This is a genomic window from Nitrobacter sp. (assembly GCF_047149785.1).
Classification (GTDB): Bacteria; Pseudomonadota; Alphaproteobacteria; order Rhizobiales; family Xanthobacteraceae; genus Nitrobacter.
This window is the reverse complement of the sequence record NZ_BAAGBE010000001.1, coordinates 3370069-3385866: the sequence shown is the minus strand read 5'-3', so window position 1 is coordinate 3385866 and position 15798 is coordinate 3370069. Positions and strand designations below refer to the sequence as shown.

General features: G+C 63.8%; 15 protein-coding genes. 9 read left to right on the top strand and 6 right to left on the bottom strand.

From position 1 onward, the window contains the following. Positions 1–43: 43 nt before the first annotated feature. The 5 genes from mepA (at position 44) to modC (ending at position 4415) form a co-directional block, all read left to right on the top strand. On the top strand, positions 44–1006 hold the full coding sequence (gene mepA / locus ACMDCM_RS15815) for a penicillin-insensitive murein endopeptidase (RefSeq protein WP_412774439.1): 963 nt from the start codon (positions 44–46) through the stop codon (positions 1004–1006). Positions 1007–1311: 305 nt separating this feature from the next. Next, entirely contained in the window at positions 1312–1812 is a 501-nt protein-coding gene (locus ACMDCM_RS15810; RefSeq protein WP_412774438.1) for a hypothetical protein, read from the top strand. A 179-nt stretch (positions 1813–1991) separates the two neighbouring features. Continuing rightward, on the top strand, positions 1992–2816 hold the full coding sequence (gene modA, locus ACMDCM_RS15805) for a molybdate ABC transporter substrate-binding protein (protein ID WP_412774437.1): 825 nt from the start codon (positions 1992–1994) through the stop codon (positions 2814–2816). 235 nt (positions 2817–3051) lie between these two features. Continuing rightward, positions 3052–3747, top strand: a complete 696-nt coding sequence (gene modB, locus ACMDCM_RS15800) for a molybdate ABC transporter permease subunit (protein ID WP_412774436.1) — start codon at positions 3052–3054, stop codon at positions 3745–3747. 2 nt (positions 3748–3749) lie between these two features. Further along, positions 3750–4415 (top strand): molybdenum ABC transporter ATP-binding protein, encoded by a 666-nt coding sequence (gene modC, locus ACMDCM_RS15795; protein ID WP_412774435.1) that lies wholly within the window; start codon positions 3750–3752, stop codon positions 4413–4415. A gap of 8 nt (positions 4416–4423) precedes the next feature. Here modC and ACMDCM_RS15790 read toward each other — a convergent pair whose 3' ends face one another. Then, positions 4424–6217 (bottom strand): potassium/proton antiporter, encoded by a 1794-nt coding sequence (locus ACMDCM_RS15790; protein WP_412774434.1) that lies wholly within the window; start codon positions 6215–6217, stop codon positions 4424–4426. A gap of 255 nt (positions 6218–6472) precedes the next feature. Here ACMDCM_RS15790 and map point away from each other — a divergent pair, with 255 nt between their 5' ends. Next, the gene (gene map / locus ACMDCM_RS15785; RefSeq protein ID WP_412774433.1) at positions 6473–7297 is read left to right on the top strand and encodes a type I methionyl aminopeptidase; all 825 of its coding nucleotides are present in this window, start codon (positions 6473–6475) and stop codon (positions 7295–7297) included. A gap of 115 nt (positions 7298–7412) precedes the next feature. Continuing rightward, positions 7413–8123, top strand: a complete 711-nt coding sequence (gene radC / locus ACMDCM_RS15780) for a RadC family protein (RefSeq protein WP_412774432.1) — start codon at positions 7413–7415, stop codon at positions 8121–8123. A 7-nt stretch (positions 8124–8130) separates the two neighbouring features. Here radC and ACMDCM_RS15775 read toward each other — a convergent pair whose 3' ends face one another. From ACMDCM_RS15775 to ACMDCM_RS15755, 5 genes are all read right to left on the bottom strand, one after another. Next, positions 8131–8781 carry an AprI/Inh family metalloprotease inhibitor gene (locus tag ACMDCM_RS15775; RefSeq protein ID WP_412774780.1) on the bottom strand — a complete coding sequence of 217 codons (651 nt, stop codon included), beginning with the start codon at positions 8779–8781 and terminating at the stop codon, positions 8131–8133. 76 nt (positions 8782–8857) lie between these two features. Continuing rightward, on the bottom strand, positions 8858–9841 hold the full coding sequence (locus tag ACMDCM_RS15770) for a 2-hydroxyacid dehydrogenase (RefSeq protein WP_412774431.1): 984 nt from the start codon (positions 9839–9841) through the stop codon (positions 8858–8860). Next, positions 9841–10677: an ABC transporter permease gene (locus tag ACMDCM_RS15765; RefSeq protein ID WP_412774430.1), complete on the bottom strand. Its 837-nt coding sequence runs from the start codon at positions 10675–10677 to the stop codon at positions 9841–9843. Before ACMDCM_RS15765 ends, ACMDCM_RS15770 begins: the two co-directional genes overlap by 1 nt. Beyond that, positions 10674–11468, bottom strand: a complete 795-nt coding sequence (locus ACMDCM_RS15760; protein WP_412774429.1) for an ABC transporter ATP-binding protein — start codon at positions 11466–11468, stop codon at positions 10674–10676. The genes ACMDCM_RS15765 and ACMDCM_RS15760 overlap by 4 nt, the downstream gene beginning before the upstream one ends. Positions 11469–11479: 11 nt before the next feature. Next, the gene (locus ACMDCM_RS15755) at positions 11480–12517 is read right to left on the bottom strand and encodes an ABC transporter substrate-binding protein (protein WP_412774779.1); all 1038 of its coding nucleotides are present in this window, start codon (positions 12515–12517) and stop codon (positions 11480–11482) included. Positions 12518–12651: 134 nt separating this feature from the next. On the opposite strand from ACMDCM_RS15755, the gene ACMDCM_RS15750 reads away from it, so the two are divergent. Next, entirely contained in the window at positions 12652–13470 is an 819-nt protein-coding gene (locus ACMDCM_RS15750) for a creatininase family protein (RefSeq protein ID WP_412774428.1), read from the top strand. 212 nt (positions 13471–13682) lie between these two features. Continuing rightward, positions 13683–15698: a carbohydrate porin gene (locus tag ACMDCM_RS15745; RefSeq protein ID WP_412774427.1), complete on the top strand. Its 2016-nt coding sequence runs from the start codon at positions 13683–13685 to the stop codon at positions 15696–15698. Positions 15699–15798 lie beyond the last annotated feature (100 nt).

Here is a 15798-nt window from a genome sequence, read left to right as displayed (position 1 = left end):
ATTGTGGCCGCGGCTTCGCGAAAACGCTATAGAATCGCCGGTCATGACCATCCGCGCGATTCTCTCCCTGCTTCTGGCCTCTGTTGTCGCCGTCCTGGGCGGCGGCGCGCTGGCGACCGGCGCCTTCGCGCAGACCAAGGGCACGCTGCACCCGAAGCCGTTGCCGCCGCTGGCCGATCCCGACGATCCCACGCTCGCCGCCAAGCAACTGTTTGGCCGCAAGCTGCTGCCCACGGCCGGCCCGCCGCACGTCATCGGCTTTTACGCCAAGGGCTGCATCGCCGGCGCCGAGGCGCTGCCGATCACCGGGCCGACGTGGCAGGTGATGCGACTGTCGCGCAACCGCAACTGGGCCCATCCCGCCATGGTCGCGCTGCTCGAGCGGTTGTCGGCCAAGGTGCACCGGGACGCCGGCTGGCCGGGGCTTCTGATCGGCGACATGGCGCAGCCGCGCGGCGGGCCGATGATCACCGGTCATGCCAGCCACCAGATCGGGTTGGATGCCGACGTCTGGCTGACGCCGATGCCGAACCGGCTGCTGTCGCGCAACGAGCGCGAGGACATGTCGGCGGTCATGATGGTGCGCAAGGATCGTCTCGACATCGATCCCCGTGCCTGGACGCCGAGCCATCTTGCCGTGATCCGCGATGCAGCGAAGGAGCCGTCGGTCGAACGCATTTTCGTCAATGCCGCAATCAAGAAGGCGTTGTGCCGAGAGGCCAAAGGCGACCGCGGCTGGCTCTGGAAGATCCGTCCCATGTACGGCCACGACTACCACTTCCATATCCGCATCAAGTGCCCGCCGGGCAATCCCGAGTGCGAACCCCAGCCCCCGCCGAAGGAGGATGAGGGGTGCAGCGCCCGCGATCTGGCCTACTGGTTCAGCGACGCCGTGCTGCATCCCAAGCCGCCGAAGGTGCCCCCGAAGCCGAAGCCGCCGATCACGCTGTCGCAACTGCCTGCGGATTGCCGTCAGGTTCTGGCCGCCCCCGCTGCCAGGCAATAGCCATGCCGCAGCCGCGAGCGAGAGGTTTCTTTCAGCCTGAGATCCCGCTACTATCGACCGTCGCCGCGCCGTAAGCGCCGGCGAGTCTGCGGACCAGAGCAACTGATCCCTTTGTCACCCCGTTTTCTCATCCCATTCCCCAACGCGGCGTTTTGTCGCGAGCGTGGCATTGCGACGAGCCGTCATGAGTATCGATGCATGCAACCGATCAAACGCACCGTCGTCGAGACGAAAAGCGATGACCGTACGCCCCCGCATCGGGAGCGGGAGCGGTTATATCCTGACGTCAAGATTGGTGAATTGACATGAACCCGAACCTATCACTTGCGCTGCTTCTGATTGCCACAACCCCGGCCTTCGCCGCGGACCCCGTCGGGTGCGACAAGTTCAAATGGCCGATGGAGAAGGAAATTGCGCTCCTCATCGCGCCTTCCTTGCCCAAACTGGCAAAGGGCGCAGAAACTCCGCCACCGCCGGCCGCCGTCACGATGACGCTGAGTCCTATCTCCGAGGCAGTTCTGCCCAAACCGCCGGAGCGCCAACAGAAGCCGGGCAGCTATGCCGGGTTCGTTCGCGCGGACGTGCCTTCCGCAGGACTCTACGTCGTGACAATATCGGAATACGGCTGGATCGACGTCATCCGCAACGACGCGTACCTCAAGGTAAACTCGTTCGGCGGCGTCACGGGCTGCGCCGGGGTCAGAAAAAGCGTCCGGTACGAGCTTTCCGCCGGCCCGGTGATCATACAGGTCAGCGGCGCCGCCAAGAATACCATCAACCTCGCATTTTCCCCGGCCACCCGCTAAAAACGAATAGCCGCAGCCCTTTACGTATGGACTGCGGCTGATATTGTCGAACCGAGCGATCTTTCCGGCTGGCCGTAAGCCTGCTGGAAACCCCTGGAACGGCGCTTCCATCGATCGCCTTGATCAATCCCTCGCAAAACCTGCGCGATCATTCGCGCCGGATCGATTTGGAGCGCCTCATGAAGATGTTCATCCGTTCATTCGTCTCGGCATTGCTGGTTGGTGCCTTCCTCGCCGTGCCGGCCTCCGCCAAGGACGCCAAGCCCTCGGCCATGGCGCCTGCCGCCGCACAGGACAAGACGCTGACCGTGTTCGCCGCAGCTTCAATGAAGAACGCGCTCGACGACGTCGATAAAGCCTATACCGCCAAGACCGGCGTGAAGATCGTTGCGAGCTATGCCGCGAGTTCGGCGCTGGCCAAGCAGATCGAACAGGGCGCACCGGCCGATGTTTTCATATCCGCCGATACGGCGTGGATGAATTACGTGAAAGACAAGAAAGCCATCAGCGAACCGACCCGCGTCAACCTGCTTGGCAACAGCATCGTGCTGATCGCACCGAAAGATTCGAAGATCGGCAAAGTCACCATCGACCAGGGGTTTGATCTCGCCAAACTCGCAGGCGACGGCAAGGTCGCGACCGGCGACGTCAAGGCCGTACCCGTCGGCAAATATGCCAAGGCGGCGCTTGAAAAGCTCGGCGCATGGACCGCAGTCGAACCGAAGATGGCGATGGCGGAAAACGTCCGCGCGGCGCTGGCGCTGGTGGCAAGGAACGAAGCCGTGCTCGGCATTGTCTATTCCACCGACGCCAAGGTCGAACCCGGCGTGAAGATCGTGGGCACATTCCCGGCGAACTCGCATCCGCCGATCGTCTATCCGGTGGCGGCAACCTCGACCGCTCATAAGGGCACGGACGATTACCTCGCCTTCCTGCGCAGTTCGGAAGCCAAGACGATCTTCGAGAAATACGGTTTCTCGTTCCTGGCCCACCCCGCCACCTAAATTATGCCGCCAGTGCGGGCTCGCGACGAAACCAGCTCCGGTCGGTTTTGCGCGTGAGCCGCAGCAATCCAACAAGTCTCCCTCCCTTCTCTCCCTCGCAAGACGCTGGACGATCAGGGAGGGGGAATTGCGTTGTCGCGGTCGGGACGATTGCGACGCATTGTTCTTGAGCCGGGAGCGATGTTGGCTCTGCCAATCGTGTCTCGGCCGTCATGCCAGAACATATCGAGACCTCATGTTTGATATCTCGCCCACCGAATGGACGGCGGTCCTGCTCTCGCTCAGGGTAGGCGTGGTCGCAGTGCTGGTGGCGACACCGATCGCCATCATGCTGGCGTGGGCGCTGGCGCGGTACGAGTTCTGGGGAAAATCGATCCTCGACGCTGCCGTTCACCTGCCGCTGGTCCTTCCTCCTGTCGTGACCGGATATCTGCTGCTCCTCACCTTCGGCAGACGCGGGCTGGTCGGCGGCTGGCTCGCCGATCATCTCGGGATCGTTTTCGCATTCCGCTGGACCGGAGCCGCGCTCGCCTGCGGCGTGATGTCCTTCCCGCTGCTGGTACGGCCGATCCGGCTGTCGATCGAAGCCATAGACAGGAGGTTGGAACAGGCGGCGAGCACGCTTGGAGCGTCGCCGTGGCGAGTTTTCACGACCGTGACCGTGCCGTTGGCGTTGCCTGGCATTATGGCCGGCATGGTATTGGGTTTTGCCAAGGCGATCGGCGAATTCGGCGCGACCATCACATTCGTGTCCAATATTCCCGGCGAAACCCAGACGATCTCCTCGGCGATCTATTCGCTGATCCAGACCCCCGATGGCGATACGGCGGCGCTGCGGCTGGTGATCGTGTCGGTCGTCATGTCGATGGTGGCGCTGGTCGCTTCCGAGGTGTTCGCCCGGCGCGCGACGCGGCGTTTGCACGGAAACTGACCATGCTGCGCGTCGAAGTTTCGAAACAGCTTGGCAATTTCTCGGTCGATGTCGCGTTTGCGAGCGAGGGACGCGTCACCGGGCTGTTCGGGGCCTCGGGCGCCGGCAAGACATCGCTGGTCAGCATGATCGCGGGGCTGCAAAAGCCCGATCGCGGCGTGATCTCCGTCGACGGTGAAGCGCTCGACGACACGACGAAGCCCCTCCATATCGCCGTGCATCGGCGCCGCATCGGTTATGTCTTCCAGGATGCGCGGCTGTTTCCGCATCTCGATGTGCGCCGGAACCTCGACTATGGACGCCGGATGAACCGCCTGACCCGCGACCCGGCGCAGGAAAAACGGCTCAACGACATGCTCAATATCGGTCACCTGCTGGATCGCCGTCCCGGCCAGCTCTCGGGCGGCGAGCGCCAGCGGGTTGCGCTCGGCCGCGCGCTGCTCTCACGCCCCAGGCTCCTGTTGCTGGACGAACCTCTGGGGTCGCTCGATGAGGACCGAAAGGCGGAGATCCTGCCCTACCTGATGCGGCTGCGCGACGAAGCCGGCGTGCCGATGGTCTACGTCAGCCACGATCCCGATGAACTGCGCCAGCTCGCTTCGCAAGTGGTGATGCTGAAACGCGGACGCGTCGCCGCATTCGGAGGCACCGAGATCCTCCCCGTCTGATTTGCTGGTCAAATCCGTGCAATCGACGACCAGGCTTCCGCCACTTTCTGTCGGAGCGCTTCCGTCCGTGTCAGCGGAGGCCGTTTCTCTTCGTCCTCGGGCAAACGGAGCCCGACCACATTGACGCGGCCCTGGCTGATGTTGCGCGCGACAAGAACGATGGCATCGAGCGGAAGCGTCGCACCCTCCTTCGGAGCGCGGTCGAGATGAACGTCGAAGTAATCCGCCAGCGTCAACTGCGCGACAGCGGGATCAACGGAGACGCCGTAGATTTGTGCGATATCACCGACGGTGATTTCGCCCGAGACAAGGAAATCGCCAAGCAGATGCGGGTCGGGCGATGCCATCGGCTGCATGTCGACGAAGAAACGATCGAGCGCCTCAGCCTTTTCAGGCGGCGCCAGCAGATAGAGGTAGTCTCCCGCCGCGATCGGCTCCGCCTCAACCGGCGTCAGGATTTTCTCGTTGCGGATCACGAGCGTCGGCTTCGACCAGGATGGAATCAGCCCACGCCGCAGGAACAGGCTCTTCTGCCGCACCGGATAGCCGACCAACTGCTGCTCGAGCTGCCCCGGCAGATCGAGTTCGACGCGGCGCGGCCCCCGTTCGGCGCGCGGCAGCGCCACATGCAGCCGCCGCGCGGCCGCGGCCAGCGTCCAGCCCTGCAGCAGCAGCGAGGTGATCACCACCACGAAAGCGACGTCGAAATACAGGTAGGCCTTCGACAGCCCCACCAGCATCGGAATCGAGGCGAGGAAGATCGCGACCGCGCCCCGCAGCCCGGTCCAGGCGATGAACAGCTTTTCCCGCCAATTGAAGCGAAACGGTGCGAGGCAGAGAAACACCGCGAGCGGCCGCGCCACCAGCATCAGCACCAGCGAAACCATCACCGCGGGCAGAGCGCTGTCCAGCAGGCGATGCGGCGAGACCAGCAAGCCGAGCAGCACGAACATCACGATCTGCGCCAGCCAGGTGGCGGCATCGAGGAACGTCACCACGGAACTGTGAGCGCGGGTCGGACGGTTGCCGATGATGATCCCTGCGAGATAGACCGCAAGAAACCCGGACGCGTGGGATATCTGCGCCACCCCGAAGATCACGAGCGCCGCAGTCGTGACGAAAGGCGCATGCAGCCCCTGGGGAAGCTCAACGCGGTTCAGCGCCGCGACCACGATCCGCCCCCCGATCAGCCCGACGACCCCGCCAAGCATGGACTCCCGAAGGAACTCAAGCACCACATGCAAGACCGAACTGTCGCCTACCGAGATCAGTTCCACCAGCATCAGCGTGAGAAACACCGCGAAGGGATCATTGGTGCCGGACTCGGCTTCCAGCGTCGCACCGACCCGCGGACGCAACCGCAACCCCTGGGCATGCACCAGCAGAAACACCGCGGCCGCGTCGGTGGAGGCAACGACCGCGCCGATCAAGAGCGCCTCGGTCCAGTTGAGGTCGAGCGCATATTTTGCGACCGGCGCGGTGACGAGCGCGGTCAGCAGCACGCCGAGCGTGGCGAGCACCATCGAGGGCGCCAGGACCGTGCGGATGTTCTGGAATCGGGTCTTCAGGCCGCCGTCGAACAGAATCAGCGCCAGCGCGGCCGACCCGACGAGATAGGTGTTCTGGACATCGCTGAAGGTCAGGCCTCCGGGGCCGGAATCGCCGGCCAGCATGCCGATGAAAAGAAAGACCAGCAGCAAGGGCGCGCCGAACCGCAGCGCCAAAAGGCTCGACAGAATTCCGGCCATGACCAGAATCGCGCCGAGCAGGATCGCCAGACTGACCGAATCCAGAGATGCCATCAGGGGTCCGAAGCGGTAAACACTTGCTTTTTCATCCTTATCGTCGCTGACGCGGCGCGCCAACCGATTTCTGTCCGCTGACTCATGCGCTCAAGGCTCGAAAGCGCGAACGCAAGCCGCCTTTGTCCTTTGACAGCGATGAGCCATCCCGATCCCCGTTCAGCCCCTGACAGCGCTGCACAGGTGCCGCTTGCGCTGACAGCGCCATCCATTAGATTAGAGGCCAACTGCTCCTGTTCGCCAACCAGACCGTCGATGACCTACGTCGAAGCCTCAGAAACCTCCCTGCGCAAAACCGGACAGATCAAGCTGCACGGCCCAAGCGGATTTGCCGGAATGCGCGAGGCCGGCGCCCTCACCGCACGCTGTCTCGACGAACTGACCGATCTGGTGAAGCCGGGCCTGCCCACGTCGCACATCGACGATTTCGTGCGCGAATTTGCTTTCAGTCATGGCGCCTATCCGGCGACGCTGATGTATCGCGGCTATCGCTATTCAACCTGCACATCCGTCAACCACGTGGTCTGTCACGGGATGCCCGGCGATCGCATCCTGAAAGAAGGCGATATCGTCAATATCGACGTGACGCTGATCGTCGATGGCTGGTACGGCGATTCCAGCCGGATGTACGCGACCGGCCCGATCGCGCGCAAGGCGGAACGGCTGATCGAGGTGACCTATGAGGCGATGATGCGCGGCATCGCCGCGGTCAAGCCCGGCGCGACGACCGGCGACATCGGTTACGCCATCCAGAGCTTCGTCGAACCGCAGGGCATGAGCGTGGTGCGCGATTTCTGCGGCCATGGCCTGGGCCGCATGTTCCACGACGAACCGAACATCATCCATATCGGCCGGCCCGGCGAAGGCGTGCCGCTCAGGCCGGGAATGTTCTTCACCATCGAGCCGATGATCAATCTCGGCAAGCCGCACGTGAAGATCCTGTCGGACGGCTGGACCGCCGTGACGCGCGACCGCTCGCTGTCGGCGCAGTTCGAACATTCGGTCGGCGTGACCCAGACCGGCGTCGAGATCTTCACGCTGTCGCCGCGCAAGCTCGACAAGCCGCCATACGGCGGCTGAACCTGCCCCCCGGAGAAGATCGCGCAGGACTGTGACTTCACATCCCTGAATTGGGGTTGCAAATGCCGCCGGCCACGGCAAGGTTGCGGTAACCAAGAGCTGGTTCGCTGCACCAATGCCCGCAGACACCGACAACCCCGCAGGATTTGCCGAAGCGCCGCATTATCACGGCCATCGCGAGCGGCTGCGGGAGCGGTTCCGGGACGCCGGGCCGGATGCGCTCAGCGACTACGAACTGCTCGAAATGGTGCTGTTTCGCGCGCTGCCCCGCCGCGACGTCAAACCGCTCGCCAAATCCCTGATCGGCAGGTTCGGGTCGTTCGCCGAAGTGGTTCATGCGCCCGACGCCCGGCTGCGCGAGATCAGCGGGCTCGGCGAAGCCGCGATCATCGAAATCAAGCTAATCGCAGCGAGCGCCAGCCGCGTGGCCAAGGGACAACTGAAGCAGCGAACGATGCTGTCATCGTGGGCCGCGGTGATCGACTATTGCCGGACTTCCATGGCATTCGCGGACAAAGAGCAGTTCCGCATTCTGTTCCTCGACAAACGCAACCAGCTCATCGCGGACGAATTGCAGCAGGTCGGCACCGTCGATCACACGCCGGTCTATCCGCGCGAGGTCGTCAAGCGCGCGCTCGAACTGTCGGCGACCGCGATCATCATGGTCCACAATCATCCAAGTGGCGATCCGACGCCGTCGCAGGCCGACATCCAGATGACGAAATCCATCGTCGACATTTCGGCGCCACTCGGGATTTCCGTGCACGACCATATCATCGTCGGCAAGAACGGCCACGCCAGCCTGAAAGGTCTGCGGCTGATCTAGATTCGTGTCATTGCCTCATGAGAATCAACGGATTCGCGGTGTCGGGAATGAGCCGCCACTGGGCGTTATCGTCCGCCTGGAAGTGCCAGGTCTCGCCGCTCGCGGATATCAGCAGGATTTCGCCATGCTCGAGCCGCCAGACTTCGGGCCTGAAGCCGGCGATCGCAGGATCGCATTTGGGTTTGAGAAATGCCTGGAAATTGTCCGGCGGGACTTCGGTGTTGGTCAGCGTGATGCCGCAGACGGTCTGGCCGTCGCCGCGTACGAAAGCCCAGTCGCCGATCATCTGGTCCATCGATCTGGCGAGCGAGCGGGCCTCGGCGAGATTTTGCAGGATGTAGATGCCTTCATTTTGCCGCCGGCCTTCGAGAATACCGCTCTCGACCTCGGTAAAATCGATCACCGGTTCTCCGGCGGCGGTCTGCAAGCGCACGATGTCGAGGCCGGCGACGGTCCAGGCCGCGATGTCCTTCGTGAACGGCAGCGAGGCCGCGCAGCCCGGTTCGAGGTCGAGCTTGAGACCGTGCGGCGATGGATCGCCCTTGAGCGTCACGACGCAGGTCTTGCTGCGCTCGGTGGTCGACAGCTCCCATTGCCCGATCATGTTCTTTTTCAAGGCTGCGGCATCCTGCGCCGATGCGGCCGATCCGCAAGTCATCAGCGGCACGACGGCGGCGGCGAGAAAGGCGCTCCGTTTCCGCCATGACGGCTTGCTGCGGTTTATGATCGTCATGCTAGCGTCCCTCCACCAGCGTTTCCGGAACCGGCGTCAGCGGCGGCTTACCGGCGAACCAGGCCGTGACGTTGTCGACGACAAGTTGATCCATCGCATTGCGCGTCACCACCGACGCCGAACCGATGTGCGGCAACAGCACCACGTTGGGTAGCGCGCGCAACTCCTCCGGAACGTGCGGCTCATGGGCGAACACGTCGAGACCCGCCGCCAGGATAACACCGGATCTCAGCGCATGGATCAGCGCCGGTTCGTCAACGACGGAGCCGCGCGCCAGGTTGACGACGACGCCGCGCGGCCCGAGCGCTGCCAGCACATCGGCATTGATCAGCTTCTCGGTCGATGCCCCTCCCGGCGTGATGACGATCAGCGTGTCCACCTCCTTCGCCATCTCGATCAGGTTCGGATAGTGCCGATGGGACACGCCCGCGGCCGCACGGCGCGAGTGGTAGACAACCGGCACCCGCGACGCAGCGAGCCGGCGGGCGATCGCCTGACCGATCCGGCCCATGCCGACCATGCCGACCGTGCGGTCGCGCAGCGAGCCGGCGCTCAAGGGAAAATTCCGCGTCGCCCACGATCCCTCCCGCACATGGCGATCCGCCCTGACGAAATCGCGTAGCGTCGCGATCAGAAGGCCGAGCGCGACGTCCGCGACCTCCTCGGTCAGGACGTCCGGCGTGTTGGTGACGACGATGTCGTGGTCGCGCGCGTAACCCGTATCGACATGGTCGTAGCCGACGCCGAAGGTCGATATGATTTCGAGTTCGGGAAAGCGCGCCTGCACCGCGCTGCCGCAAGGAACCAGACCGGTGACGGCCATGCCCCGGATTTTCCCGGCGACGGCAGGCGCAAGCCGGTCCAGATCGGCGTGTTGTTCGCAATGATGCAGCACGAACCCTTCGTCAAAGCCGTTGTCGATGGTCGGCTTGCGCGGCCCGTAAATCAGCAGGTCGATCTTTTCCGGCGGCCCGTTCGCGGTCATCAATTCTCCCTCCCGAGCGCGCTTTCGTGCCAGCGTCGCAACATCAGATACGACACCGCCGCAAGGCACATATAAATGACAATGCCCGCAACCGAGAGCAACAACAACGCCGCGAACATGCGCGGAATGTTGAGCCGGTAGCCGGATTCCGCGATCCTGTAGGCGAGACCCGAACCCGCGCCGGCCGAACCCGCCGCGATTTCCGCGACCACCGCGCCAATCAGCGACAAGCCTCCGGCGATACGCAATCCGCCGAGAATGTAGGGCAGCGCCGCCGGCAGCTTCAGGTAGCGCAGCGTCTGCAGCCGCGATGCGCCGTAGAGACGAAACATCCCCTCCAGATTGCGGTCCACCGAATTGAGGCCCAGCGTGGTGTTCGACAGCACCGGAAAGAACGCGACGATCCAGGCGCAGACGACGACCGCGGTCTGCTGCGGCAGGTAGATCAGAAGCAGCGGCGCGATCGCGATCACCGGCGTGACCTGCAGGATGATCGCATAGGGCAGGAGCGCATGCTCCAGCCATTTCGACTGGTTGAACAACAGCGCCAGCGCGATGCCGCCCACCACTGCCGCGGCAAAACCTTCCGCGGTGGTCAGCAGGGTCGTCAGCAGCGATTGCCACAGGATCGGCCAGTCCCGCACCAGCGTCGTCGCCACCAGCATGGGACCCGGCAACACATAAGGCGGAATGGCGTAGACCTGCACGACGATATGCCACGCCAGTACGCCGGCTCCCAGCACCGCGACCGGCAACAGCACGCGCGCGACCGGCGCGCCCCGGTCGCGCTCAGATGCCTCGCTGCCGGCTGGCGATGACGAAGCGGAGACGGTCATGGGCGTGCCGCCGCCCGCGACAGCGCGGCCGACACCTCGCGGCAATAGGCGGCGTATTCCGCCGAGGTCCTGAAATCCTCGTCCCGCGGCTCGGCCGTGACGATGCGGTGCTCGGCGCTGATGCGGCCGGGTCGCGGCGTCATCACCACGACGCGGCGCGAGAGATAGACCGACTCGAACACCGAATGGGTGACGAAGATGACGGTCTTGCGCAAGTCGCGCCACAGCGCCAGCAGGTCGTTGTTGAGGCGGAAGCGGGTGATCTCGTCGAGCGCCGCGAACGGCTCGTCCATCAAAAGAATATCCGGGTCGGTGACGAGCGCGCGCGCCAGCGACACCCGCATCCTCATGCCGCCGGACAGTTCGCGCGGATAGGCGGCCACGAATTCAGTCAACCCGACCCGCGCCAGCGCGGGCCGGACATGTCCCTCGATGTCCGAGCGTGAACGGCGCGCAAGTTTCAGCGGCAGCGCCACGTTGTCGCGCACGCTCGCCCACGGCATCAGCGTCGGCTCCTGAAACACGAAGCCGATGGAGCGGCCGCCGCCGGCAACATGAACCGTGCCGGAGGTCGGCGCGCTCAAGCCGGCGATGATCCGCAGCACGGTCGATTTCCCGCAGCCGGACGGCCCGAGCAGCGACACGAAATCGCCTTTGCGCACATTGAAATCGAGTGGTCCCAGCGCCGCCACGCCGCCGTCGTAGCGTTTTGTGACGTCCCTCAGCCTCACGGCGTCACCCGCGCGCGGATCCGTGCCGGCTTCGGACAGCGCTGAAGCGAATTCTGTCATCGGCACCCGATCTATTTCTTGATCTGCAAGTCCTCGGGTTTCAAGTCGAGGCCGACGCCCTTGTTGACAAACTGCAGCGTGTAGGCTTTGCGGAAATCGATGTCCCGGCGCACAACGCCTGCCCGCACCATCTTGTCGAAGAAGCTCGCATAGCGCGCATCGCTCATGGCGCCGATGCCGTCGCGCAAGGAATCGCCGGAATCGACGATGCCATACTCCTTCATCTTCGCCACCGAATAGGCCAGGAGATCGTCGGTCATTTCGGGATTGAGCTTCTTGATCATGGCATTGCCGGCCGTGTTGTCGCCGTACAGGTATGTATACCAGCCGACGATCGAGGCGTCGACGAAGCGCTGCACGAGGTCCTGCTTGTGCTCGACCAAATCACGGCGGGTTTCGATCAGGGTCGAATACGGGTTGAACCCGGCGTCGGCGAGCAGAATTACGGTCGGCTTGAAACCGGCCCGCTTCTCCACCGCGAACGGTTCCGAGGTGACGTAGCCCTGCATCGCGCTGTTCTTGTCGGCGAGAAAGGGCTGCGCGTTGAAGGTATAGGGTTTGACCTTCGCCCCGCTGAATCCGTACTCCGACTTGAGCCACTGGAAGTAGCTCGCGATGCCTTCCTTGGACACGAACAAAGTGAGCGGCTTCAGGTCCTCGATTTTCGTCACCTTCGATTCGGGATGCGCGAGAAAAACCTGCGGATCCTTCTGGAACATGGCGGCGACCGCGACGACCGGTACGTTGTTGGCAACCGCATCGAACGATTGCAGCGTGTTCGCCGTCATGAAGAAATCGAGCTTGCCGGAGATCAGCAAAACCCGGTTGTTCACGTTTGGGCCGCCCGGCACGATGGTGACGTCGAGACCGTATTTCTTGTAGGTGCCGTCGGCCAGCGCCTGAAAGAAGCCGCCGTGCTCGCCCTCGGCCACCCAGTTGGTGCCGAAGGAAACCTTGTCCAGCACCGGCGAGGCCGCCGCGCCCGCGGTGAGGCCGAGCGCCAGCACCAGTCCGGCCGTTAACGTTCGCAGCAGAAGGACAACACGCATCATTGGACTCTCTCGATGGTTCTGGCTCATGATCAGGAGGCGACCCGGACCGGCGCGAATCCCGGCGGCCGGAGGACATGCCCGGCTCGAAAACGCTATAACCCGCATTTCGGCTCGATGAAACGTTGCGCGATATGACCGGAACACCCCCGTTCGACTGGGCCGCCATCCGCTGGCCCGACGCGCCGCCCGGCGCGGCCGCGAACTGGATCGCGGTGCTGCCGCTGGCGGCGACCGAGCAGCACGGTCCGCATCTGCCGCTTTCGACCGACGTGCTGATCGCGGAAGCCTATCTCGCGCGCCTTCGCGAGCTGCTGCCGCAGGACATACCCGCGACCGTTCTGCCGGTGCAACGGATCGGCATTTCCACCGAGCACACCGATTTTCCGGGCACGCAGACATTGACCAACGAGGCGGCGCTGAAGGCCTGGACGGCGCTGGGCGAAGAGGTGGCGCGGCGCGGGTTTCGAAAAATCGTGATGGTGTCCAGTCACGGCGGCAACAGCGCCGCAATGACGATGGTGGCGCAGGATCTGCGCGCGCGGTATCGGATGCTTGCGGTCACCACCGCTTGGTCGCGTTTCGGCGTGCCGGACGGACTGTTCGATGCGGAGGAATTGCGTCACGGCATCCATGGCGGCGCGGTTGAAACCTCGATCATGCTGGCGCGCTACCCGGAACAGGTGCGCCGCGACAGGATCGCAAACTTCCGGCCTGCGAGCATCGCGATCGAAAAGACCTATCGCCGGCTCGGCACGCAACGGCCGGCGCCATTTGCCTGGCAGGCGCAGGACCTTCACCCGAGCGGCGCGGTAGGCGATGCGACGCAGGCGTCCGCGGAAAAAGGCGAGCGACTGATCGAGCACGGCGCGCGCGCGTTCTGCGAATTACTGGCCGATATGGCAAGGTTCGATCCGGCGGTGCTGGCGGACGGCCCGCGCGATCGGGGCTGAACGGCCGGCACATCCTGTCGTACCTTCGTCATGCTCAAATGGGATTCGGTGAGGACGTATCACCTCGCGGATCGCTTCAATAATTACTTGCTATTGCAAATCAGTTGCAATAAATGCGTGGAATCCGTGGGATCAATGACGGCGGCATTCAGCAAAATCCAAATGGAAACAGTGCTGGCTTCCCCCAGGGGAAACATGTGACAGCGGTCCGATTGAACAGGTCTGGTCAATTCGGCCTGGTGCAGGTGTCGCGTCCCGTGACATGCTTCCTCGCCGGCCTAGCGGTGAGCCTGCTGGCGCAGAAAGAGTTCGCGCGCGCGGCGGACCGGCCTGCGGTCAAGGCGGCTCATCCCCTGACGGCGTTCGACTGGACCGGCCTCTATATCGGCACCCATGCCGGGTTCGGCGGCGGCCGGTCGACGGCGTCGCTCACCGACCCCGCGCCGACCTCCGGCCGTAATGATTTCGGCGGCTCCATCGGCGGGCTCCAGGCCGGCTACAATTTTCGGCTTTCCTCGGGTCTATTGCTCGGCCTCGAAACCGACGTCTCATTTCCAAGCTACATAGAGTCCAATTCGATCGTCTCAACGCTCGCGACCCCTCGCTCCGAGGTCACGCATCAATGGGACTTCATCGGAACGGCGCGCGGACGGGTCGGCTATGCAACGGGCCCGTGGCTCGCTTATGCCACCGGCGGTCTCGCCGTTGCCGGCGAACGCTATCTGAACAATCTGCCGCCGGGCGATCAGGAGAAATTGCTGGACGCCCGGCTCGGCTGGGTCGCCGGCGGCGGACTGGACTATGCCTTTGCACCGCACTGGAGCGCGCGGCTCGAATATCTCTCCTACCGCTTCGACAAGACCAACCTCCGGTTTCCCTCGGGCGCGCAATATGCCGCGGCCATGGACTTCCAGTCGGTCCGCATCGGCCTCAACCGCGAGCTCGACGGATTTGGCGACATCCCCGACCCGTCGGCGAAGCCGCCGACCGATCCCGAATCCGACCGCTGGGAGATTCACGGCCAGACCACGTATCTCGGGCAAGGGTATCCGTCCTTTCGCGCGCCCTACAGCGGCGTCAACAGCCTGAGTCCGGCCGCGCAATATCAGGCGAGCTGGAGCAACAGCCTGTTTCTGAACGCGCGGCTGTGGGACGGCGGCGAGGTCTATTACAATCCCGAGCTGCTTCAGGGTTTCGGCCTCAGCAATACTTTCGGCGTCGCAGGCTTCCCGAGCGGCGAGGCGCAGAAGTCCGACTTCCCCTATCCCCATTACAATGCTTCACGGCTTTTTGTGCGCCAGACCTTCGGCTTCGGCGGCGAGCAGGAAGAACTGGCGAGCGGGCCGTCGCAGATCGCCGGCAAGGCCGATATCTCGCGGCTGACGCTGCAGGTCGGTAAATTCGCGGTGACCGACGTCTTCGACGGCAACGCCTATGCCAAGGATACCCGCAAGGATTTCATGAACTGGTCGCTGTGGGCGCCGGGCGCCTTCGACTATTCCGCCGACAAGCTCGGACTGAGCTACGGCGTGACAGCGGAGCTGAACCAGAAACGCTGGGCGCTGCGCGGCGGCTATTTCCTGATGGACTCGGAATCGAACTCCAACAGCTTCGACACCCGCCTGTTCAAGCGGGGCGAGTATCTGCTGGAACTGGAGACGCGCTATTCCCTGTTCGACCAGCCTGGCAAGCTCCGCACCATCGGCTGGCTCAACAGCGCCTACATGGGCAGCTATCGCGACACGCTGGACAATCCGGCGTTCGATCTCGACATCGCACGGACCCGCACAGGGCGCATCAAGTACGGCTACGTCCTCAACGTCGAACAGGCGGTCACCGACGATATCGGGCTGTTCGGCCGCTGGAGCTGGAACGACGGCAAGACCGAGATCATGGCTTTCACCGACATCGACGCCAGCCTCGCGCTCGGCGCCTCGATCAAGGGCACGCGCTGGGGGCGGCCGGACGACGTGATCGGCCTCGGCGGCGCGATCAACGCGCTGTCACGGGACCATCGCGACTTCATCGCCGCCGGCGGCCTCGGCATCCTCGTCGGCGACGGCCAGCTCAATTACCGCCGCGAACGCGTGCTGGAAGCCTACTATGCCTATGCGCTGGACAAGCGGTTCACGCTGACCGCCGACTATCAGTTCATTGCGAACCCTGCCTACAACGCCGACCGCGGCCCGGTGCACGTGTTTTCCGGACGGCTGCACGGGGAGTTTTGAAGACCATCGTCATGGCCGGGCCTGGCCCGGGCATCCATCATCCTGGGGAAAGATGGATTGCCGATCAAGTCCGGCAATGACGGATGCTTTGCAGGTGCCG